The organism is Methylomonas sp. LWB (genome assembly GCF_001856095.1).
Lineage (GTDB): Bacteria > Pseudomonadota > Gammaproteobacteria > Methylococcales > Methylomonadaceae > Methylomonas > Methylomonas koyamae_A.
The window spans coordinates 123,483-146,045 of the sequence record NZ_MKMC01000004.1; the positions used below are offsets into that span (position 1 = coordinate 123,483).

Annotated in this window: 23 protein-coding genes; 16 read left to right on the forward strand and 7 right to left on the reverse strand. The window is 56.4% G+C overall.

Annotated features, from left to right (window positions below; genetic code table 11):
* The 9 genes from BJL95_RS02085 (at window position 1) to BJL95_RS02125 (ending at window position 5,613) form a co-directional block, all read left to right on the forward strand.
* Window positions 1–489, forward strand: a complete 489-nt coding sequence (locus tag BJL95_RS02085; RefSeq protein ID WP_139306085.1) for a hypothetical protein — start codon at window positions 1–3, stop codon at window positions 487–489.
* Window positions 490–601: 112 nt separating this feature from the next.
* A complete protein-coding gene (locus BJL95_RS24400; RefSeq protein WP_139306086.1) occupies window positions 602–868 on the forward strand; it encodes a hypothetical protein in 267 nt (88 codons plus the stop codon).
* A gap of 647 nt (window positions 869–1,515) precedes the next feature.
* Window positions 1,516–2,328: an RHS repeat-associated core domain-containing protein gene (locus BJL95_RS23525; RefSeq protein WP_083385562.1), complete on the forward strand. Its 813-nt coding sequence runs from the start codon at window positions 1,516–1,518 to the stop codon at window positions 2,326–2,328.
* Window position 2,329: 1 nt separating this feature from the next.
* On the forward strand, window positions 2,330–2,680 hold the full coding sequence (locus tag BJL95_RS02100; RefSeq protein ID WP_083385563.1) for a hypothetical protein: 351 nt from the start codon (window positions 2,330–2,332) through the stop codon (window positions 2,678–2,680).
* Between the two features lie 121 nt (window positions 2,681–2,801).
* Entirely contained in the window at window positions 2,802–3,170 is a 369-nt protein-coding gene (locus BJL95_RS02105; RefSeq protein WP_254786666.1) for a transposase, read from the forward strand.
* A gap of 37 nt (window positions 3,171–3,207) precedes the next feature.
* Window positions 3,208–4,155 (forward strand): RHS repeat-associated core domain-containing protein, encoded by a 948-nt coding sequence (locus BJL95_RS25415; protein WP_071155111.1) that lies wholly within the window; start codon window positions 3,208–3,210, stop codon window positions 4,153–4,155.
* Window positions 4,156–4,425, forward strand: coding sequence for a hypothetical protein (locus tag BJL95_RS02115; RefSeq protein ID WP_071155113.1), 270 nt, complete (start codon window positions 4,156–4,158; stop codon window positions 4,423–4,425).
* Between the two features lie 247 nt (window positions 4,426–4,672).
* On the forward strand, window positions 4,673–5,053 hold the full coding sequence (locus BJL95_RS02120; protein WP_071155115.1) for a hypothetical protein: 381 nt from the start codon (window positions 4,673–4,675) through the stop codon (window positions 5,051–5,053).
* 191 nt (window positions 5,054–5,244) lie between these two features.
* A complete protein-coding gene (locus BJL95_RS02125; RefSeq protein WP_064031642.1) occupies window positions 5,245–5,613 on the forward strand; it encodes a hypothetical protein in 369 nt (122 codons plus the stop codon).
* A gap of 312 nt (window positions 5,614–5,925) precedes the next feature.
* On the opposite strand, the gene BJL95_RS02130 is transcribed toward BJL95_RS02125, so the two are convergent.
* The 4 genes from BJL95_RS02130 to BJL95_RS02150 all read right to left on the reverse strand — a co-directional run bounded on the left by BJL95_RS02130 (window position 5,926) and on the right by BJL95_RS02150 (window position 9,626).
* Window positions 5,926–6,918 carry a FecR family protein gene (locus BJL95_RS02130; RefSeq protein WP_083385564.1) on the reverse strand — a complete coding sequence of 331 codons (993 nt, stop codon included), beginning with the start codon at window positions 6,916–6,918 and terminating at the stop codon, window positions 5,926–5,928.
* Between the two features lie 307 nt (window positions 6,919–7,225).
* Window positions 7,226–7,753 (reverse strand): RNA polymerase sigma factor, encoded by a 528-nt coding sequence (locus tag BJL95_RS02140; RefSeq protein WP_071155143.1) that lies wholly within the window; start codon window positions 7,751–7,753, stop codon window positions 7,226–7,228.
* Between the two features lie 302 nt (window positions 7,754–8,055).
* Window positions 8,056–9,036 carry a FecR family protein gene (locus BJL95_RS02145; protein WP_071155145.1) on the reverse strand — a complete coding sequence of 327 codons (981 nt, stop codon included), beginning with the start codon at window positions 9,034–9,036 and terminating at the stop codon, window positions 8,056–8,058.
* Between the two features lie 68 nt (window positions 9,037–9,104).
* Window positions 9,105–9,626, reverse strand: coding sequence for an RNA polymerase sigma factor (locus BJL95_RS02150; RefSeq protein WP_071155119.1), 522 nt, complete (start codon window positions 9,624–9,626; stop codon window positions 9,105–9,107).
* A gap of 750 nt (window positions 9,627–10,376) precedes the next feature.
* Between BJL95_RS02150 and BJL95_RS02155 the strand changes: the two genes are divergently transcribed.
* The 3 genes from BJL95_RS02155 to BJL95_RS02165 all read left to right on the forward strand — a co-directional run bounded on the left by BJL95_RS02155 (window position 10,377) and on the right by BJL95_RS02165 (window position 13,374).
* Window positions 10,377–11,003: a hypothetical protein gene (locus BJL95_RS02155; RefSeq protein WP_064028153.1), complete on the forward strand. Its 627-nt coding sequence runs from the start codon at window positions 10,377–10,379 to the stop codon at window positions 11,001–11,003.
* Complete coding sequence (locus BJL95_RS02160) at window positions 10,957–12,219, forward strand: hypothetical protein (protein ID WP_139306087.1); 1,263 nt, start codon at window positions 10,957–10,959, stop codon at window positions 12,217–12,219. The genes BJL95_RS02155 and BJL95_RS02160 overlap by 47 nt, the downstream gene beginning before the upstream one ends.
* 123 nt (window positions 12,220–12,342) lie before the next feature.
* Entirely contained in the window at window positions 12,343–13,374 is a 1,032-nt protein-coding gene (locus BJL95_RS02165) for a hypothetical protein (protein ID WP_071155123.1), read from the forward strand.
* Between the two features lie 52 nt (window positions 13,375–13,426).
* Here BJL95_RS02165 and BJL95_RS02170 read toward each other — a convergent pair whose 3' ends face one another.
* Window positions 13,427–14,416, reverse strand: a complete 990-nt coding sequence (locus BJL95_RS02170; RefSeq protein WP_071155125.1) for an exo-beta-1,3-glucanase — start codon at window positions 14,414–14,416, stop codon at window positions 13,427–13,429.
* Window positions 14,417–15,037: 621 nt separating this feature from the next.
* Window positions 15,038–15,913 carry a LysR family transcriptional regulator gene (locus tag BJL95_RS02175; RefSeq protein ID WP_071155127.1) on the reverse strand — a complete coding sequence of 292 codons (876 nt, stop codon included), beginning with the start codon at window positions 15,911–15,913 and terminating at the stop codon, window positions 15,038–15,040.
* Between the two features lie 120 nt (window positions 15,914–16,033).
* Here BJL95_RS02175 and BJL95_RS02180 point away from each other — a divergent pair, with 120 nt between their 5' ends.
* Both BJL95_RS02180 and BJL95_RS02185 read left to right on the forward strand, forming a co-directional pair.
* The gene (locus tag BJL95_RS02180; RefSeq protein WP_064028162.1) at window positions 16,034–16,360 is read left to right on the forward strand and encodes an EthD family reductase; all 327 of its coding nucleotides are present in this window, start codon (window positions 16,034–16,036) and stop codon (window positions 16,358–16,360) included.
* Window positions 16,361–16,465: 105 nt separating this feature from the next.
* Window positions 16,466–16,768 carry a hypothetical protein gene (locus BJL95_RS02185; protein ID WP_071155129.1) on the forward strand — a complete coding sequence of 101 codons (303 nt, stop codon included), beginning with the start codon at window positions 16,466–16,468 and terminating at the stop codon, window positions 16,766–16,768.
* 227 nt (window positions 16,769–16,995) lie between these two features.
* Here the strand turns inward: BJL95_RS02185 and BJL95_RS02190 are convergent, their stop codons facing one another.
* Window positions 16,996–19,887, reverse strand: a complete 2,892-nt coding sequence (locus tag BJL95_RS02190) for an EAL domain-containing protein (protein ID WP_071155131.1) — start codon at window positions 19,885–19,887, stop codon at window positions 16,996–16,998.
* Between the two features lie 1,456 nt (window positions 19,888–21,343).
* On the opposite strand from BJL95_RS02190, the gene BJL95_RS02205 reads away from it, so the two are divergent.
* Together BJL95_RS02205 and BJL95_RS02210 are read left to right on the forward strand one after the other, a co-directional pair.
* Window positions 21,344–21,580 (forward strand): hypothetical protein, encoded by a 237-nt coding sequence (locus tag BJL95_RS02205; RefSeq protein WP_139306088.1) that lies wholly within the window; start codon window positions 21,344–21,346, stop codon window positions 21,578–21,580.
* A 77-nt stretch (window positions 21,581–21,657) separates the two neighbouring features.
* Complete coding sequence (locus tag BJL95_RS02210) at window positions 21,658–22,128, forward strand: hypothetical protein (RefSeq protein ID WP_064028172.1); 471 nt, start codon at window positions 21,658–21,660, stop codon at window positions 22,126–22,128.
* Window positions 22,129–22,563: the final 435 nt, after the last annotated feature.

Consider the following 22,563-nt stretch of genomic DNA (forward strand, 5'->3'; position numbering starts at 1 on the left):
GTGAAAAGGGTGATTAGAGTTGTTCAAGGATTTTATCCAAATAGCTATAATTCTATATCGGATGCAATAGTTGCAGCTAAGTTTGAAAATGATTCAAATGAATTTAAATCCAGTTTGATAAATGGTAGGATCGTTGAAAGTTATCAGTTTAACGGGGAGCTTTTGGTTATCGGTTTTGATAATGGAAAATTCTTAACTATTTATCCTGAAGAAAATAAAATTGGTTGGAATGTTGTTTCTGAGTGGCCAATGGTTACTGGTAAATATGAAAATGAATATGAAAATATTTATTTCAAGTTTCCTGGTGGTGAAGAGGTGTTGTGGAATTGGAAAGACATATTGGATTCCTTTGTAGGAAAACAGGTCGCCATTTCAGTAAGCGATCAATTTTTATTTATCTTCACTAGAGATGGTGTTGAATATATGTTCGATGTTTTGTTGGACGTTAACAACAAAAATAGTAGATTCTTATTTTTATCTCAAGCCTAACTTAAGCGTGAATCCGCAAAGGACCGTAGGTCCGATTAGCGAAGCGTAATCGGACGTATGTAATTTCGTTCCTCCGATTACGCTTCGCTAATCGGAGGAACGCTGACTGACCATGCAAAAGATCGCCAACAGGCAAGTCGGAGATCCAAATAGAGTTGTAGAAGAAGGGCGAGAGTACACTGACAATGAAAATGGAAATATAGCCTATGTGAAAGGCGATCGTGTTGTTGTTAAAGATTCTGATGGAAATCTCGTAACCCAATTTAAAAACTCAAGAAGCAATACCCTCAAAAAAATTGAGTCCGGTAGATGGGAACCAAAATGGTTTTTAACGAATATTACGATTAAACGCTCCATATTCGACCCTTTGGTACTTTAAAGTTAACCTAATATAGATATTTCGGTGTCTATGCTAAATCATGCTATGAAACTAAAGTTGGCTATTCAGGTGTTAATTCATGCTAGCGTTTGGCGCGCTGTTATCTATATTTGTAAGAATGGAGTTAGGTGGGGTTATGTATAGACAGTTTAATATATGGAGAATCAACGATAACGGGGGGTGGTAATATATCGATGCTTTGAAAAAATAGATAACAAAATGTTTTGTGTTCAAAGTGCTGATTATTTTAACGAACCAATAACTGACGTTAAATTATATAACTCTGAAAAGCAAGCATTGGAGCTTTTTATCGAAGAAGCCCCTGACAGTCGATCTGGGTTATATCCATCAATTGAAGAAGCGATCGAGAAATTTACGATTGATTTTTCGTAACTACTAACGCCCTATCGAAGCCTGATAGATACTCTGTTCCTAGGAGCCTGTCGGACTTTCGAATGGCAAAGCCCAGGACCGTAGGTCCGATTAGCGCGGCGTAATCGGACGAATGGTTGGTATGTCTCCGATTACGCTTCGCGAATCGGAGCAAGTTGGACAACATCCATCTGGCGGTGATCGACCAACGGCCGGATGGCGGGCTGGTCAACCACGCCTAACTCGAAACCGATTTCACCAACACCCCGCGCTATTTGCGCAGGGCGGCCGGCGATCTGACCCAGCCGATCTGGGCGTGGCCGATCGCCCCCTACGGCGACACCCCGGCCCTGGAAGACCCGGACGGCGACGGCGTGAAGACCACCTTCAACCTGCGCTACCCCGGCCAATACTACGACGCCTTCTCCGGCCTGCACTACAACCACACCCGCTACTTCTCGCCCCGCGCCGGCCGCTACCTGCAACCCGACCTGATCGGCCTGGAAGGCGGCACCAATGTGTATACTTACGCCAACGGCAATCCGGTCAGCTATACCGATCCGACGGGGACTTGGGCGGAAGCGAGCTTGACGCGGCAAATCGGCGGCTATTTAGACAGCGCGTTATCGTGGTTTGGTGGGAAACCCAACTATGGCAATAGCAACTCGCTAAGTTACATGGACCTTGATGGGGTGTGGGTTTTGGGTGATTCATTGCCCCAGGGGGTTGTAAACGCATCTGCTGGTTTTGGGGATGGGCTTTCCTTTGGTACTACCGCACTAATTCGAGAAGCGATGAGAACTAATGACGTAGTGGATTTTTCTTCTGCTACATATTGGGGAAGCTTTGCGGCTGGTGTTGCCGTAAATTATATTGGTTATGAATCTGGCGGCGAACTTGCTTTAGGAAGAAATTTCCGTTTTGCTCTTTGGGGAAATCGCACGGGAAATCGCTATGGTGAAAAGCCTCACTATCACAGAAGAGGCAGTCCAGACGCCAATGGCAATACACCGCCAGGCCAAGGTATTGGGCGCCATCGTCCATGGGAAACCAAATCGACAGACCAATTTTGGCTCGATAGGTTTTGATATGAAAACTCCAATAATTGTTTGTGAAAATGGAGATATAGACATCTTCCAGACTAAGGAAGACGCGGAGCGTTACATGGAGCCTATAGATGTTGAAAATGGGGAGTTCTTGGTGTTTGACGTTGATGGCAACACTATTGATCTCGAGGTCGTTGAAGAAACGGCAAAAGGACTATTTGGTTTTTTGGGTGGAAAAATTAAGAAGGTAAAGTTTAAATCTGAAAGATTTATACCTGAAAATGCTGATGTTTTGCGTGTCCATTTGACTAATTTTCTATTAAAACTCAATCCTGATATTGAACTGTCCAATCCTGCTTCAATTAAGGAACTCATTGAAAAAAAAACGCGATAAGTTGTGCTATCCCCCTGCCCCCTGTAACCAATAGGATGCTGCCGTTAGGGAACCTCTGATTAATTCCCCAAAACGGCAAGCGGTAAAATACTCCAACGAAATCGCGGTAGAGACGACGCCCATGGACCCTCCCCAACAACTCAGTTTTGCCGATGCCGAATACGCTAACAAAGGCCAAGTGACCCGGCGCGAGAAGTTTCTCAACCAGCTTGAAGGCTTATTGCCGTGGTCGCTGATGGTGGCGGTGATCGAGCCGCATTATGCGTCTGGTAAAGGACGCGGGCGCAAGCCGTTTCCGTTGAATGCCATGCTACACGTGCATGTCGCGCAGATTGCCTACAACTATTCCGATCCTGGCATGGAAGATGCGCTCTACGAGATTGAATCGCTGCGACGTTTTTGCGGTATCCTCCTGGAAGCCGTGCCGGATGAAAGCACGATTTTGCAGTTCCGGCACCTGTTGGAAGCACACGGGCTAGCAGGACCGTAGGTCCGATTAGCGCAGCGTAATCGGACGAATGGTTGGTATGTCTCCGATTACGCTTCGCCAATCGGAGCAGGCTGGGCGAACACCGCCGCTGGCGGTCATCGACCAACGGCCGGATGGCAGTCTGGTCAACCTGGCCTACATCGAAACCGACTTCACCAACACCCCGCGCTTTTTGCGTCGGGCGGCCGGCGACCTGACCCAGCCGATCTGGGCTTGGCCGATCGCCCCCTACGGCGACACCCCGGCCCTGGAAGACCCGGACGGCGACGGCGTGAAGACCGCCTTCAACCTGCGCTACCCCGGCCAATACTACGACGCCTACTCCGGCCTGCACTACAACCACACCCGCTACTTCTCGCCCCGCGCCGGCCGCTACCTGCAACCCGACCTGATCGGCCTGGAAGGCGGCACCAACGTCTATACTTACGCAAACGGCAATCCGGTCAGCTATACCGATCCGACGGGGACTTTCGCGTTGTTGGGGGCGTTTGCTGGCGCTACCTTTGATTTTGGTTTGCAAATGTACAGTAACGGTGGTGATATTGGCGCCGTCAACTGGGGAGATGTAGGCATTTCCGCTGCTTTGGGGGCAGTGGGTGGCGGTTTCTTAGGAAAAATTGGCAAGATTACCGATACAATTCGGGATACGAGTAAAGTTGTAAAGAGTGGAGCCGAGAGTGCGAAGCAAGCGGCAGATCTTTCAAGACACCTTGGTTACACGGAAAAATACGGCCAAGCTGGCCTCAAGGAGTTGGAGAATGGCCGGATTCGCTACTATGGTGAATTGCAGCCCGCCGACAAGGCTGGAGAAATAGCGGGTCGTCGCTACGTTCATGAGTTCGACCCCGCAACTGGCGGTTCTCGCGGATGGCACGAAACGCTTGATCACAGTGGTAGCGTTCGGCAAGTCCGACCGGAGCTGAATAACGGCATCAAGCAGCACTACAAGTTTGACCGTAACGGAAATTATACGGAGAGCTGGTAAGTGGAAATTACTTTGGAAGTAGTGAGATCGGTCTTCGTTGATGTGTTGGAAGGCCGGATGACGCGAGAGGCAGCAGACCGCTGGGCTTATGCAATAACCCGTGAGTCTGAATCAGGAACGTTGACTTTCGCACCTCACGAAGAAATGGCGCGTATTTGGGCAGGCGTGATGTATCTCTACGGGATCGACACGATGGAGGAGCCGGGCGAGTATCTTCATACTGAAGAAGACATTCGTACAGCGATGCAAGAAAAGGTGGGTGGCCGTTAACGGAATGGTTGGTATGTCTCCGATTACGCTTCGCGAATCGGAGCTACGCTCGTTGCTAAGTTCCAAGAGCACTGTTTAGGCACCTGCACAAGCATTGGATACTGGTAACTTTGCTCGAACAATAACGACAAATAATACTGTTGGAACCTTGGCAGACAAGATGGGTGGAGGTTTAACAAATACCTTTACGGTAATAACCGATAAGTATGGCAATTTACAAACGGCATTCCCTGGAGGGCTTTAATTCGTGAGTACTGAAGCTAGAAGAATTGAGTTGACTAAGAAAGAAATTGTCGACGTCAATGCAAAGTTTCACCAAAAAATACTGCTTGAGAGTGAGTTTTATAGGCAGTTAATGCAAGCGGGGTGTGTCTTTAATCAGTGTATATTGATTTCGATTTTTCCTGATGGAAGCAACACGTACTGCGGAAAAGTTATCAGACAAGATGGGCGGGTTATCGATTTTGATATCGATTTTGATGCAGCTGATTATTCAATATGGACAGATACTACTGACGCGTTTCATGAAATATATGAAAAGAATAAGAGTAGTAAGCCTTGGATGAAAGAGGTGATTGCTTATGATCTATTTCATGAATTGGAGAGAGTGAGTACTTCTAAAAGGTAGACCACCAAGTGGCGGCGCGCTTGATTCAGGATAATCTGGGTAATTTGAAGAATGGAGCCATCTCAGTGCCAGTCCCGAATGGGTTTCCCGCCCGCGTGATTATGCCAGATGGGTCGTTCGCTCCTGCATCGACTATTCGCTTGGTTCCAAGTGGTAACGGTGTAAAGACAGCCTATCTGGAGCTTTGACCTATGTCGCGCGAGTTTTATGGCCCAAAGGCGGATGCGGAAAGCGTCATCAATCAATTATTGAGCCTCCCCGCTACCGGAAGGGAGCAGGATTGGGAGATTGAGCTTGCCGATCCAGCTAGAATCGACGAGATGCTTGACATACTTGAATCGAAAGACATTGATTTCGAGTGTAAAAGTGCGCTTGCTCTATTGGCAATAAGCTCAATGGAAGAAGCTAATGAAGCAGGTATGCTTGAGGCCGCACAAGTACGACGGGCCTATCAACTCTTTTTCAAAAGGGATGAACTGCGCGAAAGAATGTGTTTTTACTGGATCGAATTGGGAAGAGCGAACAATATTGAATTGGTAAAAAGCGTTATTGCTTGTTGATTCCTTGCTGGTCGAGCTGATAACCGGTGTACGGCCGTAACCAGACTAAACGAATATGTCGGTGACCGGCCTTGGACAGCCGCATTTTCTTGCGCACACTTTTGCCGGATTCAAAGGACCGATTAGCCTGGGTGGGTACGGTTTTTGTGCCCACGCGGATTTTAACGGCGGGCAAATTTGCCTACGCTTCATCTGCTCGTAACATGCGTTGATTCAGGGTGCCGGTAAGGCTGGGCGGCATCCCTATGGCGGTGATTGACCAAAATCAGATAGGCGTTTTTACTTCGCGCTAAATAGTTACAAAAGCCCGAATCAATCGTTGCCGCGCTTGTCGAGCACGGCTTGCCGCGGATTGGGTCGGCGAATGTCGATGGGCAGCGTCATCGCGATGATGTTCAAGGCGGCGTCGAGATTGTCGGTATGAAACGTGCCGCTGACCTTGAGTTTGGCCAAGGCCGGGTCGGCCAGGGTCAGGCGGATGTCGTGGTAACGCTCCAGCTCGGCCAAAACCTCGTCAAGCCGGCGGTTTTCGAAGATCAACCGGCCTTCGCGCCAAGCAGTCTGCATCGCGATTTGGTTGGCGGGCAATTCGCGAAACCGGCCCTTACGGTCGAAACTCAACGCTTGGTTGGCGTGGATTTCCCGACTTTCGATGTGATCGACTCGAACCGCGCCTTCGACGACCGCGACCGCCACTTCGTCGTTATGCAGACGCACGTCGAAGCGGGTGCCTAAATCGACGACGCTAGCGCCACCGACTTCGATTTGGAACGGGCGGTCCCGGTCGTGCGCGACGTCGAAGTAAGCCTCGCCCTTGATCAGCACCAGCGAGCGCCGCCAGCGGTCGAGGTGTACCGTCAATTCGCTGTCCGGACTCAATTCCAGCCGGGAGCCGTCCGCCAATTGCACCGTCCGGCTGGCGCCGCGTTCGGTCGCGTAAACCGCGTTGCGCCCGTACCAGCCTCGTTCGGAGAAGGTCGCCACGCCCAGACCCAGCATCAGACAGGCCGCCAACGCCGATTCGGCGAGTCGGCGGCGCGGGCGCCGGTAGATCAGCGCGGCGGCGCGGACCGGAAAGTCCTGGCCCTTAAAGCGGTCAAGTTGTCGCCAGCGCCGCGCTACTTGCCGGTAGATCCGCTCGTGACCTTCGTCTCGCGCCAGCCACGCCTCGAAAGCGGCGCGCTCGGCCGGCGTGCAGTCGGCCGATTCCAGACGCAGCAGCCAGTCGATCGCTTGTTGCTGCAAGGTGGGCGGAGATTCGGGCATGCGCTTCAAGACGGTTGGCGAGTCGGGTAGGAAGGGCATTGTAAACCCTTGGGTTGAGCCATCGCGACCACTCTCGTGCCTTGAAAAATGCCGAATCCGCTCGCGAGAGCGGCGTCGACGCCAATTTCTCTCGGTCTGCCGGGGTATCGACGCGAGGGCGGGTAAAACCCGTTGCCGCCTTGATTTGCAGGCTGTGCGCAGCGAACGTTCAATATTTCACTCTTTGCTTTGCCAAGGGCGTCGCGGTGGACGAATCTACTGGCGGTACCGTGCAAGCCGGTCGCCGCACACTGACCGCGAACGGAGTCTTGGCGGCCGGCGAAGGGCTCGGGGGAGGCGGGAAAGGTCATTGTTCGCCCCAGTCGGTAAAGCGCGTCAGTACGTGACGAGCGGCGATGCCCACCAGCCGGACCGAGTTACGTTCCGAGATGCCGAGGCGCCGGCCGATTTCCCGATGCGACAGTCCTTCCAGGCGATACAGCACGAAGGCGTGGCGGGTGTTTTCCGGGAGCTCCAGCAAAATGTCGTTCAGGGCTTGCAAGGCTTGGCGGCTGGTCAGGCGGTCTTCGGGTAGCGGCTCCGCGTCGGCGATTTGCGCCAATAGCGCGTCATCGGCGCCGGCATCGTGGTGAAAACGCTCGCGGACCGACTGACGGCGGTGTTGATCGATACTTAGGTTGGCTATAGTCCGGTACAGAAAAGCCCTGGCGTTATCGATCGATTGCGGGTCGGGACATTGCAGCAGCCGTAAATAAGCCTCCTGCACCAAGTCCTCGGCGCTGTCCTGCCCGCCGCGCTGCCCGGCAAACACCCGCAACTCTTGACTGTGGCGTTGAAATAATCTGTCGAACAGCGATCGTTTGGATTTTGGCACGCGGCGGTCCGGAAGGGCAGGGTCGGCGGTCGACTTTGGGTTAAAGTCCCGTTTCAAGCAAAGTTCGTACCCCAATTGGATCGCTGTCGCGGATTGAGGTGCTGTTGTTTAACAAATCCAACGGTTTGGCGGAGTTTGACGAGGGCGATTTTTCGAACCGGCGACGTTCGCGGCGGAGAGCAAGTGCGGCATATCCCGCAACAGCGGTCGCGCGTTATGGCAAGTCGCGCGTTTGGGATGGCCGGGCGGCGAACGCCATTTGAATACCGATGCGGGCGCTTTATCGCCAACCGATCCGGTCGTTACAGCTTGTCAGACGCCTCGACGACGATTTCCCGCTCGCCGAGACGCTTGATTTTCACCGGCAGCAGCGTGGCGACGGCATTTAACAAGTTGTCGAGTTGCTCGGTGCGGAAATTGCCGTTCACCCTTAGGCCGGCCAGTTTGGGATCGCGCAGCCGGATGACCACGTCGTGGTAGCGGCCGATTTCGGCCATCACTTCGCCGAGCGGCCGGCCGCGAAACAGCAATTGGCCCCGGCGCCAGGCGGTTGCGGCGGCGATGTCGGTTTGGCCGGCGGCCACGAAGCGGTCGTCGCTGTCGTAGGCCAGTTGTTCGCCGGCGCTCAACTCGCGCCGTTGTTGGCCGCCGGCCATTTCGACCTTGCCTTCTTGCACCGCCACGCTGACCCGGCCAGGTTGTTGGTAAACGTCGAATGCGGTGCCGATGTCGCGCACCGTTAGATTGCCGGCGGTCACGCTAAACGGCCGAGTCGTGTCGTGGCGTACTTCGAAGAAGGCCTCGCCGCGTACCAGATCGACGTGGCGCCGGTTGCGGTTGTAGCGTACCCGAACTTCGGTGTCGGTGTTCAACTCCAAATGGGAGTCGTCGGACAAGGTCACCGTCAGCCGCTGGCCCTTGCCGGCGCTGTAGGTGCTGGACCAACCATACCAGCCTTGCGGCGAAAACACGGCCCAGCCCAGCCCCAGCAATACGGTCGCTGCCATGGCCCAAACGGCCGGCCGGCGGCGGCGAACGTCGTTCCGGGCCGCGCGGTAGCGCAACGCGGCGTCGCGAGCCGCAAAGGACTGCCGGGTAAAGGGTTCCATCCAAGCCCACTGCGCCTCGGCTTCGCGATAAGCGTCCGGATGGGCCGGATCGGCGGCCAGCCAAGCCGTAAAGGCCTGGCGCAGCGCCGGGTCGGTCGGCGTTTCGCGCAGTCGCAACAGCCAAGCGATCGCTTGGTCGCGTTGAGCTTGAGTACAGGCCGAGGACTGGGTCACGCGGATGTCGGAGTCGAAGTTCGAAGGAAGCAGTTTAACCAAAGTCGGGCGGAGACGGTCGGTTGGGATCAGAGCGGCGCCGCGTCGGCGGCCAGCCGGGCGCTGATGTGCTGCATCGCCAGCATCACGTAACGTTCCGAGCCTCGCACCGAAATTCCCAGCCGGTCGGCGATTTCTCGGTGCGAACAACCTTCGATCCGATACAACACAAAGGCGTGGCGTTGCAATTCCGGCAACTCGTCCAGCCAGGCCGAGAAGCGTTCGAGCTGCTGGTGGGCCTGCCAGTAATGTTCCGGGGACAAGCCGCGATCGGGAATCAGCTCCGGCTCGGCGTCGGCATCGGCCAAGCGTTCGCGTATCTCGCGGCGGCGATGCCGATCGACGGTCAGATTGGCGGCGGTTTGCAGCAGAAAGGCTTTCGGATTGCGGATGGTCTCCGGCGCCGGATATTGCGACAGTCGCAAAAAGGTTTCCTGCACGATGTCGCCGACGTCCGGTTCCTTAGGCCAGCGGCCGCGCACGAAGGCGCCGATTTCGTCGGCGTGCCTCAAGAACAGAGTTTGTAAAAAACCGGAAGATGCGTCGGACATGGACGGCTTGGCTGGATTTTAGGATGGTCGAGCGCCTTAGGCAGCAAGAAACACGCCACGGGTTGGCGTTGGCTGGGAAGACTGCATTGTCGTGTCGGCAGCCGGTCAGAGTCGAAACGCTTGGCGAGCGGAGCGAATCGCCCGGTGCCGGTTGGCGACGGGGCGTGATAACTCGCTGGGGCCGGCTTTCACCGCGCTGGAGGGCGTTTAGCCGAGAATCGGCGCAACGATTCGAGTGGCACCCAAGACGTGCGGGGGGAACAGGCGTCGGTCGAATCATTTCTCGGCATACCCTTGGAACTAAAGTGCGTGATATGCCGTATTTTTTGGAAAAATGCGGCATATCACGCATAGGGGGCGCGCCGGCCAGACACGGCGGGCGACCGGGTTCGCCGTGAATTCACGGTTTGGCGGCAAGTAGCGTGGCTGGCGACTTTCGCGCCACCGGAAAGTCAGGCATCCGCTCAGGCTGCGACCGGTAGCTTCCGTTTTTTCAGTTCCATGCGTAAATCAGCTGTCGATGCAGCGGGAACGCGCCGGATGTTCAAATGCGTTAATCCTCGGAGGGGCACGGACTCCGGCCGAACCCATCCGTACCAGTACAAATGTACTGTTGCATATCGCCTATGATTGGACGATCATCGCCAACGCAACGGTGTCGATGCCGGCGGTCGCCGGCATCGGAAACTCGCTACCCATCGCGCGAAACGACCGGCGTCCCTCGGTCCGCCATTCAAGTGAGGTTTAGCCATGCCTGTCTCGAGAACCAGCGTCAATTTGCCCGGCTTTGTCGGCGGCGTTTTCGCCACCGTCTTTCTGACCAAGGCGGCCAGCTATCTGACGCCTTACAAACTGTATTTTTCGTTCTCTTCGTTTATGTACAGCGAGAACGGCGCTTTTCGTTGGGAGTCGTTGACGATAAAGCTAGCCATTCCTTGTTTAGTGGGCTTTCTGCTGTTCTATTTGCCGTTCAAATGGATGCAAGTCACCAAGGGTAGCCGGATCAATTACCGAAACATCTACCGTTATTTGGCTCAACAAGCGGCATTGACCGCGCGTACCGCCGGATTTTTCGCGGCGCTGTTATTGGCGTGGCCGTTCATCGTGTTTTGGGACGTGTTGCAGCAGCCGGTTCTGCATCATCTGCAATTTCAATTCGCCTGCGTGTATTTTTTGTACTTCGTGTCCTTCTCATACTTTGCCGGTTTGGGGGTCGATCTGGCCAAGTTATTATTACGCGAGCAATTGCCGCAACCGGCGACCCACGATGTGGCGGGAAATCTCGCTTGGCTGGAAACCGTTCGTACATCTTTCATGGGGATTGTCACCAGTGGGATCGCTACTTATTTCGCCGCTATCTTGGGCCGCGCTACTTAAAAAAACTGGGCGCGAATTGCTGCTGTTCGCCGGTTTGGGCGGCTTATTCGCCGCCGCGGCTTTTTTCGAGCCCTTCAACAACGAAAAACCCTATACCGGCCAAACACCGGATCAAGTGGTTCGCGATCATTTGACCATGCCGGAGCGCTTGGGTTACGCAATTCTGTTGCGATCCGGCTATGCTCAAGTTCAGTTGTACGACGAGGGCGAAGGAACGGCCATTTCGCTGTCGGAACAGAAAAACAGACAGAATATCGCGCTTCACCTCAGCATCGCCTCGTCGCATCCGGAGCTGGCCTGCTTGCGTCCGGATTACACGGTTGCGGTGGCCGACATCGGCGGCATCGATATTCATAATTTGACGATCGCGATCTTGGCGGCGGAAAAATACAACCGTTCCGCATTCGAGCGGCGCATCGAATTCGGTTTGGCCGACATCATCTTGCGATTGACGGGGCGACTGCCGAATTTCTCTTACGGATTGGCGCAACTACGTCCGGAAGTCGCCAGGCAGGTCCTGCGGAACGAGTTGGGGGACGCGCTATCGGACCGGGATTTGCTGGCCTTATTGGACAATCCCTGCCAGAACGCCAGACTGGCATCGCAATACCTCGAAATATTGGTCAAACAGGCCGGTGCGGCGAAAACCCTGGAAGCGTTGATTGCCCAAGTGGCTCGGACCTACAACGGTGCGGTGACGCCGACGATACAAGGTCTCCGTTACGCGGACGCGGTTTTCGGCGCATACGGCCTGATACCTTCCGACTACGTCGGTGACCCGGCGCCCAGCGTTGCCGCCGACGTCGACATCCATTGTTTGACGTACGAACCGGGCGCGGTCGCGTTCAGCGACGCCACGATGCTGAAGTCGGCGATGCTGGGCTCCGGCGATGCAGCAGAATCCGAGCAGGATAAGAGTGCTCCGGTGTCTAAGAAACCGGTAGTGCCGCCGGCGGAGCGAGACATTCAACTGAAATTTTCGACCACCGATCCGGGACCCGGCGCTTATACGGAATTATTAGCTCAGCGCCGCAAGCTATGGTTGGTCGAGCAATTGACGGCGTTGGGTTATAACAGACAACGGATCTCTATCGCCGACATCCGGCCGGAGGAATCGTTGTCGGCCGCGTGCGGCGATTCCGAATCGAAGTCCGATCTGGAGCCGAGCGTCGAAATCGATGTTTCCAAACCGGTTTCCGAGGCGGTAGCGGAATAGCCGTGGCGAATGCCATCGACATGGCTGGTCGCGAGTAGCACGATGAGACCTCAAGTTCGCCAGCGCTTTGGGTTTTCCGCAGACAGTGCTTAGCGGCTTGATTCGACACTGACGGGGATACTTATGCAGATGCTCGGGGCGATTCCTATCGGCATTTGGGCACCGTTGCTGGGCTTGGGCTTGGCGGTATGCGCCGGGGTGTGGCTCGGAGAACGGAAGGCATTTGCTCGGCGTGGCAAAGTCGCGGCCTGGCGCTGGGTCCGGCTGGCGACTCTGCCGATCTTGGCGGCGACCGCCGCGGTCGCCTGGCTGCCGGCGCAAGCGGTCGGAGGCCCGGAAGCCTTGGCGGTGTTTTACCTGTGTTTGTTGTTCGTTTGCCCGGTCGTGTATTTTGGCTTGCATGTCTGGCTGGGACGATGGGTTTCGCCGGCACTGATCGGCGGCGAAGCCTTGGGCATCGCCGCCACCGGATTGCTGCCGATCGCGGTGCCGGTCGCCGCCGCTCATCTGTTGCAACCCTGGTATTTCGAAGCACGCGCGGCGGTTGCCGAGGCCGGCCGATTGCGAGCGCCGGTGCGGCCCAGGCCGCATCGCATCGTCGACGAGCGTCGGTTTTTACTGCCGGAAATAGGCGAAGTGTGGGCCGAACATTGGCTGGCGCCGGGCGGGGTTCGGGTCGAACGTATCGAGTCGCGGCACGGCGGCGAGTTTTCGCGAGCCGACGACAGCAGCGGCGGCGGCTTGTGCCGGGCGGGCGATGACGTGTATCTGTTTTGGTCCGCCGCCGCGCCGACGCCGCATTGGCGAATGTTTTGGCGCGACGAGAGCGGCGAGTTGTTGCAATCGGAATGGACTTCGCAGCCGGCCGCCGGGCCAGCCGAGCATTTTGAGTTGCGTTGGTCGGACGCCGGTGTGAATTTGCCGGCGCGGATTCCGTTGGGCATGGTTGCTTTGGCGCGTGTCCCGGACGGCGGGGCGGAGTCTTTCGACGGTTTGTTGGGACTCGGGGCGGTTTACGATCCGCTCGACAATTGTCTGCCGCTGGATTTGCGCTGGCCGGCCAAGCCGGGTTGGTCGGCGCCGCAAGCATTGCGGATCGCGCAGTGGCGCATCGACTTGCAAGCGATGCGTTTCGCGACCTTCCGCCGACCCTAGCCCAAATCCCGGACAACCCCAACACCACCCCAGCCGACCGTGGCTGCGGTGGTTAGCGTCGAGGTATGCCGTGGCAAGCGTAAGGCGCTTGTCCGGCGCAGATGCCCCAATAGCGGCCGAACAAACCTTCGTTGCCCGGCTTCCAGTTTTCGGCGAAGGCTTCGAAGACCACGCCGGACCAGCCTTTTTCGGCCAGTTTCGCCAAGGTCGACGTCACCACCAGGGCCTGATTGGCGGGGCTGGCCACGCCGCAGTGCTGACCGGTATGGGCGTTGACTTCGGTGCCGTTTTCCGGGCTGCTGGGCCAGCCGAATTCGGTGACGACCACCGGTTTGTCGGGATAGGTCTTACGTAATTGGTTCAGGCGGGCGATATGAAAGTCGGCGGCTTGTTCGGCGCTGGTGCAAGGATACAGACCGGAAAACTTGTTCTCCCACCACGGAAAGATATTCGCGCCTATCCAATCGACCTTGGCCGCGAACTCGGTGGGCCGACACTCGGCCGAGCGGTCGCACCATTCCCACCAGGTATCGATCGTCGTCAGCGGCTGACGGACGCCGGCCTCGCGGAAGGCGTCCAGGCAACGCAGGATCTCACCGTCCAGGGCCTTGGCGTGGCGGGTGCGCACTTCCGAGCCGCAAGCCAACTTGACGATGGTGTCCGAATACGTTCGGGCGGCGGCGATGCCCTCCGAAATCGACTGAGAGTTCATCGCAATATCCCGGTCCAGCCAGATAATGGCAATCACCTTGAGTCCGCGAGCGCGGGCGGCGGCGAAGGTGTGCTCCAAGCCGTTGGTGACGCCGTAGGTCATGATGCAGCGAAACGGGGTTTGCGCGATCAGGCGGTCCAGCAAATTGTCTATCAATTCCGGGCTGGGATGGGCGCCCCAGTCCGGGTTCAATTGGCCGACGTAGGGACTGAAGGCCGCGCAGTGCATCATGTCCGCGCTAACGGCCGAAGTCGGGGTAGGGCTATCGGCGGCGCGGCCAGAGCCGGCGGACAGGCTTAGAATCAGGATCAACCACATCCAACGTGACATGAGAACTCCTCGGCTGCAAGGTCAGCCGCTGTTTAAGAGGGATTGCCGTTAGCTTGAGCGCCCGAACGGCTGCCTGGGATGCGGGAGGTTCGCGTGCATCCGGAGTGCAGGTTAAGCCTATCAGCGCGCCGCTTAACGCCGAATTAACGCGGTTTTCGGCGGTCGCTCCGCCGGCGGCGTTGTAACTATTCGGAGGGCGTTTGGGGGAGGGGTTACCTGTGGCGTTAAGTTAAGCCTAAAAAGGGCAGTTGGTATGTATTGCGGGCCGTTCGTGCTGAGTCCTTCGGCTGCGTTCAGGAGAGCCCTGTCGAAGCATGATGACGGCTCGCAATACACTCGCCAAATGGATGAATGAAAAATCCCGCGCGCCCTTCGACAAACTCAGGACGAACGGGATTTTTCATCGCCAAACTGCTCTTTTTAAGTTAAACGGTTACAGTCAATGTAAGCCGCTGGTTGAGCGGAGCCGAAATAAGGCGGTGGCTGAGCGGAGCCGAAGCCAGCGATTTCGCTTCGACGCCGCTCAGCGAACGGCATAGCCGACATTGAGGTGTTCATCCCCCGCTCTGTTGGGAGAGGGTATTTTTACTTCGCGCTGAATAGTCATGCGGCGTTTTCGGCCTAAAACGCCACTTGCAGTTTCGCCAACAGCGGCTTGAGTTCCGGATTGGCGGCGTTCGGCGCCGGATAAATCGCCGAGACGGTCCGACGAATGTCCGGGTCGGACAAATAGCGCCATTTCAAGCGCTCCGCTTGCTTGGGTACGTTGAATTCCGGCAGCAGCGCAACGCCGATGCCGGCGCTAGCCATCGCCAGAATCCAGTCTTCGCTGTTGCTGCGATAAGCGGCGTAGAGATCGATTTGCCGGCCCAGGCACACGCCGCGCAAGGTTTCGCGCAACTCGCAATTCAGCCGGTCCAGATAGGGTTCGGCTTGTATCGCCGCCAGATCGATGGCCGGCAATTGATTGAAACGGTGCTGGTCGTTAAACACGACGACGTAACGCTCCTGGTACAAGCTCAAGGTCTGCATAGGCGCGGGCGGCGGCAGGCTGGGGGCGCTGATCACCAGGTCCAAGGTTTGTTCGTCCAGTTGCCGCAGTAACTGGGCCTCGCCGTCCACGACCAATTCCAGTTCCAAATGCGGGTGTTCTCGCTGGAAATCGGCAAAGAAAGGACTCAAATGCCGGGCGGCGATGGTCGTCATCACGCCGAGCCGCAGCGGCACGGTATTCAAGCGGCTGAAACGAATAGCCTCGGCTTTGACGGCTTGGGCCTCGCGGAAAATCTGACGCAAGGTCGGTTCCACCAAGCGGCCCAACGAGGTCGGTCGGCAACCGCTACGGTCCCGGCTGAACAGTTCGCCGCCCAACTCGTCTTCCAATTTTTTGATGGCTTGCGTCAACGACGGTTGGGCGACGTAGCTGGACTGGGCGGCGCGAGTAAACGAGCCCTTGTCGCAAACCGCCAGGAAATAGCGGATTTGTTGCATTTCCATGTTCGCTCTCCGGATAATGAATAGGTAATACCTATTGTTTCATAGGTAGTCGGTATTTTACTACTGGGATAAAAAGGCGTTTCATATGTGCTCCCATTCATCAAAACATTGGAGTTACCTATGAAAGCAGCAAAATTAATCGTGATGTACCCCGTTCCGACCGATCTGGAAACCTTCGAGCGGCTGTATGCCGACGAGCACGTGCCGATGGCCGTCGAAAAATTGGCTGGGAAAACCCGTTTCGTGGCCTCGCTGATCTTGTCCAACGCCGACCAAAGTCCGGCGGCCTTCCACCGGATCGCCGAAGTTTATTTCCCCAGTCTGGCGGATTTGCAAGCCTGCTTGAGCTCGCCCGGCGGTCAGGAAACCGCCGCGCACGCGGTAGCGATCTCCAGCGGAGGCGCGCCGGTATTCATGATTTCAGAAGTGGAAACGTTCGACTTTTAATCGAAACAACCGGCCGGAAAGCGCCGAACCGGCTTATCCGCGATTGAGCGGGATAGGGCGGCGGCGTTTTTCGGTGCCGGATTCGAAACCCAACGGAGGAATCGAATGAATACCCGATACCGCAAATATCCCTGGCGCCGCCGGCTGAAAAGCCGATGGCCGCCCCGCCTGCTATTGCTGGCGCTGGCCGGCTTGCTGAGCGGCTTGGTCTACGCCCGGCGCGGAGAGGTTCAAGTAGAGCCGGTTTGTGGTCCCGGTGGAGGCTTTCCGGCGGATGGCGGCAACGCTTACGTCACGCCGCCGCCGGTTAACGCGGCGGCGGTGATCGACGCGGTTTACCGGGCCGAACCCGGCCAAACCGCTTGCCGGACTCAGCGGTCGGACGGGGCGGCTGCCTGGACGTATTAAGATAGATTCGGCCCAAGATGGATGTTGGTCATGTCGGCTCGCGTCGCTGCGACGCTGGCTAGCCGTTACGCGGGCTGCGGGGACAGTTCGTTTCGGGAGCCTCGGACTGTAAAGCCGGGTCGTAGATTCGGCCTGCAGCCATTCTAGGTTCCTTTCGGCCCCGTTCGGGGAACAAATCGGCCGGTTATCACCCAAACGCCGCCTCTCTAACGGCGGCGTTCGAAGGGTCAGGAATCGGTGCGGATGTCGGTGGCGCGGGGCGTTGATTGCGGCGCCTCGGCCGCGGGAGCGATCGATTGTTTGGCTGAGTTCAGCCAGGCGGTCCAAACCGCGTCCAACGAGCGGGTGGTCAGCCATTCGTAAAACCGGTCGGCTGGCATCGGCCGGGCGATGCCGTAACCTTGCGCCAGTTCGCAACCGTTTTCCAGCAGCACTTCGGCGTGAGCCAGGGTTTCCACGCCCTCGGCAATCACCAGACGCTTAAACGCGGTGGCCAGACCGATCACGCCCTTGACGATGGTGAGGTCGTCCGGGTCCTCGAGCATGTCGCGGACGAAGCTTTGGTCGATTTTCAGAATTTCGGCCGGAAATCGGCGCAAATAGGTCAACGACGAGAAGCCGGTACCGAAATCGTCCAACGCAAATTGTACGCCGAGCCGGCGGCAGGCGTGCATCGTGTCGATGACCGCCGCCATATCCTGCAAAGCGCTGGTTTCCAGAATTTCCAGTTCCAGCGAGGTCGGCGAAACGTCCGGAAATGCCGACAACAGCGCCGCCAGCCGCGCCGGAAAGTCCGCTTGTTGCAAGTGGTAGGCGTCGATATTCACGCTGACCGTCAAATGCACGCCGACCGCCGCCCAGGCCCTGATTTGCGACAGCGCGGCGGTCACGACCCATTCGCCCAGCGCCACGCACAGCGGATGGTTGTCGATGTGCGGCAAAAACAGGGCGGGCGCCAACAAGCCTTGCTCGGGGTGCCGCCAGCGGATCAGCGCTTCGGCGCCGACCACCTCGCCGCCGCGCAAATTCACCTTCGGTTGGTAGTGCAGGCAAAATTCGCCTTGATCCAAGGCCAGACGAATCCGCTCGATATTTTCGAAGCGCACCTTGACCGCCGCATCCCGGCCGACGTCGAACACGTGATAGCGGTTCTTGCCGGCTTGCTTGGCGATGTACATGGCCTGATCGGCGTGGCGCAAGAGTTGGTCGGTATCGGCTTGATCGTCCGGATACAGTGTGATGCCGACGCTGGCGGATACTTGCAGCGGGATTTGGTCAATCGTCACCGGATTGGAGGTGGCCCGCAGCAGACGCTCGACCACCGCTTCGAAATCGCCGGCCTGGTTTAAGTCGACCAGCACCGCGATGAATTCATCGCCGCCGATACGCGATAACGAGTCGCCCTCCCGTAACGTATCCTTTAAGCGGTTGGCGACCGCGATCAGCAGTTGATCGCCCAGGTCGTGACCGTAGCGGTCGTTGACCGCCTTGAAACCGTCCAGGTCGATATACAGCACCGCCAGCGAGGTCGCATGCCGTTCGCATTGCAGCATCGCTTGCTGAAGCCGGTCGGTCAATAACACCCGATTGGGCAGCCCGGTCAGCACGTCGTAATGGGCGATATGCTCGAGTTGTTGTTGGTGCTCCTTGATCGCGGTGATGTCGGTAAACAGCGCCACGTAATTCTGAATCCGGCCGTCGCCGTCGTGAACCGCGCTGATCGTCAGCATTTCGGCAAACTCCCGGCCGTCCTTGCGCCGGTTCCAGATCTCGCCCGACCAATAGCCCTTGGAGATCAGCTCGGCCCACATCATCGCGTAGAAGGCTTGCCCCTGCCGGCCGCTATGTAAAAAACTGGGTTTTTTACCCAGGGCTTCGGTGTTGCTGTAGCCGGTGATATGGCTGAAGGTATCGTTGACTTCGACGATGACGCCGGCGGCGTTGGTAATCATGATGCCTTCGCGGGCATGGCTGAACACGCTGGCGGCCAATTGCAATTTGGCCTCGCCTTGCTTGCGCTTGGAAATGTCCTCGACGATGGACCAAATATATTCCCGGCCGTCCGGGCCGTGCACCAGCCGGCCGTTCAGATTGATCGGCACCAAACTACCGTCCTTGCGCCGGTAGTGTTTTTCGTAAGGTCCGTAGCGGCCGGAATGTTTTAGCGACTCCAGCTGTAAGGATTCCTCGTGCCGGTACTCCTTGGGCGTCAGCGTCCAGTAATCGATATCCGTCAATTCGTCGGCCGGATAGCCGCAGATGACGCGAAACGCCTCGTTGAACTCGATGTAGCGGCCATCCATGTCGGTCAAGGCGATGCCTAGCGGCGCCAGTTCGTAAAGGCCGCGCAATTTTTCCTCGCTGGCGCGTAGCGATTCCTCGGCGAGCTTACGCTCGGTGATGTCGGTGTCCATGCATACGTAGCCCAGCCGATTGTCCTCCAACGGTATCGTAAACAACGTGGAAAGCATCCAGCGCATTTGGCCGTCGCGGGTGTGCAACCGCACTTCGTAAGGACCTTGTGGGCAACGCTGTAGATGGGCCAGCAACATTCGGCGGCGAAAATCGGCGGTGGCTTCCGGCGTGAAGATTAATTGATCCAGGGTCTTGCCGAGCGCCTCCTCGGAGCGCCAACCGTACAGCTTCTCGGACGCGGGATTCCAGTAAGTGACTCGGCCGGCGGCGTCGTACCACTGCACCGCGATATTCGGGGTATTGTCCAGCGTGGCGCGCAATTGCGCCTCGCTGCGAATCAGTTCGGCGGTGCGCGCCGACACCCGGTCTTCGAGCGCCGAGATCCGGGTCCGCGCTTGTTTGCGCAGCAAGCGATGCCAAATTAAGAACGCCGCCATCAACGACAGCGCTACCAACGCGACTTGGCCGGGTGTAAACAACACGTCGGGTTGAACGGCGTTGCCTGAAGCTGTGCCGCTAATCTCCGACGGGTTGCCTTGGTCGGTTAAGGTATTGCCGAGCCGGATAGTGGGATGGTCGGGGAGGCTGCCGGGGAGCGACACGGCGTCGGCCCGGCCGAGGGTCAGTAAGGCCAGCGTAACCATCCAGCGCCGGGCGGCCGGCTTGCCGGGGCGGGCGGAGGACCGCAACCGGGAGATCAGCATGAACGAAGACGGTTTGGTAATGGGCGGCTGGATTTTTCCATGCTCAAGTCGGGTGCCGATGAACGCGTTTCCCCAAATTTGTACAGGAAACCCTAGCAAATTGACAGGGAAAATTTTCCGCGCCGCGACGATCAACGCGCAATTCGCCGCGCGGGGAATGGTGGCTGGTTTCGCGCCGCGAGAACCGAACGACAGGTGTCTGCACGGTGTTTACCACGATCAGCCGCGAGCCGGCACCAAGGCTACGGCCTCCAATATCCGCAGCCCAACGCTCAGCAAACGAACTCTGCCTAGCAGCGGAAAACTCTGCCGTGGAACCGCTGCAGCCGCGTTAGGCCGCGTCCCGCACGGTATTGAATTGTGCGCGGCCGACCCTACCAATATTTCGGTCCACCGCACGGGATTCTCGTCCGACCGCGCCAACATTTCGGTCCACCGTACGGGATTTTCATCCGACCGCGCCCACGCTTCGGTCCACCGCGCGGGATTTTCGTCCCACCGCGCCCACATTTCGGTTTACCGTACGGGACTCTCGCCCGACCGCGCCCACGGTTCGGTCCACCGCAGCGGATTTTCGACCGACCGCGCCAACTGTTCGGTTCACCGCACTGGATTTTCGTCCGACCGCGCCAATTTTTCCACCCACGGCCCGGCCGTTGCCGAGCTCCAAGCCCTATTGGCCGACAACGTCCCCGATTTTGCCGTCCACGGCGGGGCGGATCGCGAAAACCGTCGAATATTGGGCGGGGTTTATGCTAGCCGGCGCGAAGTTGTTGGGCTATTCGCAAATTAGGGTTGGAAACAACCCGCTGATCGATGTCATGGAGTCGAATCAACTGCTTGGAATTCGGTTATCGGGAAGTCATCGGCGTGGTTAGGTAGGGCACGATCGTCTTGTCTCGACCGGTTGCGGTCTATCGCCCGATCTGATTCAATGACAGCAGTCTGGTTGTTACCGGTCATTATTTCGCTGCCGAATGATATACAGAAAGGAAGATCATATGCCGATCAATAAATTATCATGCTGAAGATCGTTTTTCTGTAGATATATGGAAACTATCTAATTTCTTGTTAGGGTGCGCAATGTGATTGCCCTTTTTACGATTAGCCCAACAATCACCGCGTTCGCAATAATGTGGGGCTCTGTTCTTATGGGGAGCCCAGTCGAGTTTGAGCGATTCAACTGGTTGCTCACAGACGCACAGCTTGTTTTTCTTGTAATTGGGGTGGTGGCTACAATACTTGCGCGAAAATCTGAGAGCACTATGTCTGCATGGCGTATTGCCGCAAATAAATACGTTGGCTGGGTGATGGCCGCCGCTGGCTTGTTTTATGTGGTTGCATTTGCGTTAGTAGCTCTTCATGGACCCTAACAAGGCGGTCAAAGGGACGCTCCGCTTTGCTACGCGCCCCTTACCTTTACGTTATGTCCAATCACCCAATGGAGACCTTCTCAATGTCATTCGTAGGCGAAACAACCGCACTTAACATAAAAACATCGGTCGGCAAGACATTCAGAATATTTATAACAGAGCAAGTTGGCGGCTATTGGGTAGCAACAATTTTGTATGCGGCCAATGGCGTTATTAGTGCTCAAAATGAGCTCGCTAATAGCCGTGAAGAGGTATACAGAAAAGCCGTCGAATGGACTCTGGAAAATATCGATGCCAACGCCGATATAGATTCCCTTTAATCTTCATCGCTCGGCATAACAAGTCGTTCAAGGCTGACGCCTTCGGCGAAGCCTTAACTAAAACGTTACGTGCGTAGATGAGTTTGATTTCTAGCCTGCTAAAGAAATTTCGCCCCCTTGAGGTTGATGACCCATTCTTTGGACTCATTACCTATATGAAGATGCCCAGGGGAAGAATCTCTTATTGGGAAGCGACCCGCTTATTCAAACCCTCAAATCGTGAGATTGAGTTATTTATTGATGCACCTGCAGCTGAGTTGCCACCGAATGAATTACAACGTCAGTTCTTTACCTCTGTCGAAGTCCGTTTCAAAGAAGTTCTGAAAGCTGTTGAATTGGTCCTACGTCCTCAGTTTGAAGAATGGACTCGCAAGCCCTTGTGCGAGTCATTTGAGGTTGAGTTCACGATGACCAGTTTTTCTATACCATGTGCATCACTTGAGCACGCAGAATGGGAAATATCGTTCGAATCAAAAAGTGATGCAAATCATCTTTTTTCGGTTTCACTAATTGGCTTGGTTGCAAAAGGAGTTTCCATTGACGGATAACGCACCTGACCCTACGCTCAAGTTCGCTCCCTCCGGTCGCTGGGACGCGCCTACGGCGCGCCCCTATGCTCCACGTGTGTGCCGGGCATGGCGCGTTACTATGTCGGTGAAAGTCCGGCAGCCAGGTTTTCGTAGAGCCGAAGGCTAGGGAAACGGCAAGGGCGTTGTCGCGAGGCAGGGTCTGGAAGAAGCCGAACCCAAAGCTGCGGGGCGATGAACAAGAACTGGATATGAGGCGTGATACATCCGGGGCGAGCGGGCACGTGACCGCGAAGCCCTCGGCTTTGGCATCCTGCGTCGCCCTACCTCCTGCATCCCTGCAGTCGTCCATCTACGATCGGGATGTGTTTTGTAAATCCGGCGTTCGCGCAGCGAAAGAAACGTGTCTTACCCCGGGAGGTCTCCAAACTGCTTTTGGAATGAAGCTGGACGACC

What these genes read in the sequence shown, in the direction of transcription:
- BJL95_RS02125 (WP_064031642.1), top strand. Translation starts at nt 5,245, where the DNA reads ATGTCGCGCGAGTTTTATGGCCCAAAGGCGGATGCGGAAAGCGTCATC.
- BJL95_RS02210 (WP_064028172.1), top strand. Translation starts at nt 21,658, where the DNA reads ATGAGTTTGATTTCTAGCCTGCTAAAGAAATTTCGCCCCCTTGAGGTT.
- BJL95_RS25415 (WP_071155111.1), top strand. Translation starts at nt 3,208, where the DNA reads ATGTCTCCGATTACGCTTCGCCAATCGGAGCAGGCTGGGCGAACACCG.
- BJL95_RS02130 (WP_083385564.1), bottom strand. Translation starts at nt 6,918, where the DNA reads ATGCCCTTCCTACCCGACTCGCCAACCGTCTTGAAGCGCATGCCCGAA.
- BJL95_RS24400 (WP_139306086.1), top strand. Translation starts at nt 602, where the DNA reads ATGCAAAAGATCGCCAACAGGCAAGTCGGAGATCCAAATAGAGTTGTA.
- BJL95_RS02105 (WP_254786666.1), top strand. Translation starts at nt 2,802, where the DNA reads ATGGACCCTCCCCAACAACTCAGTTTTGCCGATGCCGAATACGCTAAC.
- BJL95_RS02155 (WP_064028153.1), top strand. Translation starts at nt 10,377, where the DNA reads ATGCCTGTCTCGAGAACCAGCGTCAATTTGCCCGGCTTTGTCGGCGGC.
- BJL95_RS02185 (WP_071155129.1), top strand. Translation starts at nt 16,466, where the DNA reads ATGAATACCCGATACCGCAAATATCCCTGGCGCCGCCGGCTGAAAAGC.
- BJL95_RS02205 (WP_139306088.1), top strand. Translation starts at nt 21,344, where the DNA reads ATGTCATTCGTAGGCGAAACAACCGCACTTAACATAAAAACATCGGTC.
- BJL95_RS02190 (WP_071155131.1), bottom strand. Translation starts at nt 19,887, where the DNA reads ATGCTGATCTCCCGGTTGCGGTCCTCCGCCCGCCCCGGCAAGCCGGCC.
- BJL95_RS02165 (WP_071155123.1), top strand. Translation starts at nt 12,343, where the DNA reads ATGCAGATGCTCGGGGCGATTCCTATCGGCATTTGGGCACCGTTGCTG.
- BJL95_RS02180 (WP_064028162.1), top strand. Translation starts at nt 16,034, where the DNA reads ATGAAAGCAGCAAAATTAATCGTGATGTACCCCGTTCCGACCGATCTG.
- BJL95_RS02100 (WP_083385563.1), top strand. Translation starts at nt 2,330, where the DNA reads ATGAAAACTCCAATAATTGTTTGTGAAAATGGAGATATAGACATCTTC.
- BJL95_RS02175 (WP_071155127.1), bottom strand. Translation starts at nt 15,913, where the DNA reads ATGGAAATGCAACAAATCCGCTATTTCCTGGCGGTTTGCGACAAGGGC.
- BJL95_RS02170 (WP_071155125.1), bottom strand. Translation starts at nt 14,416, where the DNA reads ATGTCACGTTGGATGTGGTTGATCCTGATTCTAAGCCTGTCCGCCGGC.
- BJL95_RS02150 (WP_071155119.1), bottom strand. Translation starts at nt 9,626, where the DNA reads ATGTCCGACGCATCTTCCGGTTTTTTACAAACTCTGTTCTTGAGGCAC.